This window comes from Pseudomonas sp. P5_A12, from assembly GCF_056400685.1.
The window spans coordinates 1-1,353 of sequence record NZ_JBFUKU010000568.1; the positions used below are offsets into that span (position 1 = coordinate 1).

Sequence of the window (1,353 nt, forward strand, 5' to 3'; positions counted from 1 at the left end):
TCGCGGGCAAGCCCGCTCCCACATTGAATTTGCGCCATACAGAGATCAAATGTGGGAGCGGGCTTGCTCGCGAAGGGGCCGACTCGGTCTATACGGATAAACGCAATGCCAAAGCGGCCAAGGTCACCACCAAAACCGGCACCGTCAACACCACCCCGACCTTGAAGTAATACCCCCAGCCAATCCGGATGCTCTTGCGTTCCAGCACATGCAACCACAACAACGTCGCCAGGCTGCCAATCGGCGTGATTTTCGGCCCAAGATCGCTGCCGATGACGTTGGCATAAATCATCGCTTCCTTCACCACACCACTGGCCTGACTGGCATCGATCGACAGCAAACCGATGAGCACGGTCGGCAAATTGTTCATCATCGACGACAGAATCGCCGTCAGCACCCCTGTGCCCATCGCCGCGCCCCAGACGCCGTAATGGGCAAATCCATCGAGCCAACCCGCCAGATACCCGGTCAACCCGGCATTGCGCAAGCCATACACCACCAGGTACATGCCCAACGAAAAAATCACGATCTGCCACGGCGCTTCTTTCATCACCTTGCGCGTAGAAATCTTGTGGCCTCGGGCGGCGATACCCAATAGTAGTGCGGCGCACACCGCAGAAATGGCGCTGATCGGAATGCCCAGCGGCTCCAGGGCAAAACAACCCAGCAACAAAATCACCAACACCACCCAACCCGCATAAAACGTCGCCGTGTCATGGATTGCGGTGGCCGGCAGCGCTAATTGTTCGGGATCGTAAGCCTTGGGAATGGCGCGACGGAAGAACCACATCAACATGACCAGCGTCGCCGCGACGCTCGCCAGGTTGACCGGGATCATCACCGCCGCATAGCGGTTGAACGTGATATCGAAGTAGTCGGCGGAAACAATGTTCACCAGGTTCGACACCACCAGCGGCAGGCTCGCGGTGTCGGCGATGAAACCGGCACCCATCACGAACGCCAGCGTGGCGGCCGGGGAGAACCGCAGCGCCAGCAGCATGGAAATCACGATGGGCGTCAGAATCAGCGCCGCGCCGTCATTGGCGAACAATGCCGAGACCAGCGCCCCCAACAGCACCATATAGGCAAAAAGTTTACGCCCGCTGCCCCGCCCCCAACGCGCCACATGCAAAGCGGCCCAGGCAAAAAGGCCCGCCTCGTCCAGCAACAGACTGATGATGATCAGCGCCACGAACGTGCCGGTGGCGTTCCAGATGATCTGCCATACGATCGGGATGTCGCTCAGCTGCACCACACCGAAAATCAGCGCCAGTACGGCGCCGAGTACCGCACTCCAGCCGACACCCAGGCCTTTGGGTTGCCAGATCACCAGTGTGATGGTCAGCAGGAAAA

General features: G+C 59.3%; 1 protein-coding gene. It reads right to left on the bottom strand.

The features are described 5' to 3' along the window. Positions 1-88: 88 nt before the first annotated feature. Positions 89-1,353 (bottom strand): arsenic transporter (locus tag AC1DSG_RS31175; protein ID WP_477794295.1); only part of this gene is annotated, 1,265 nt, incomplete at its 5' end.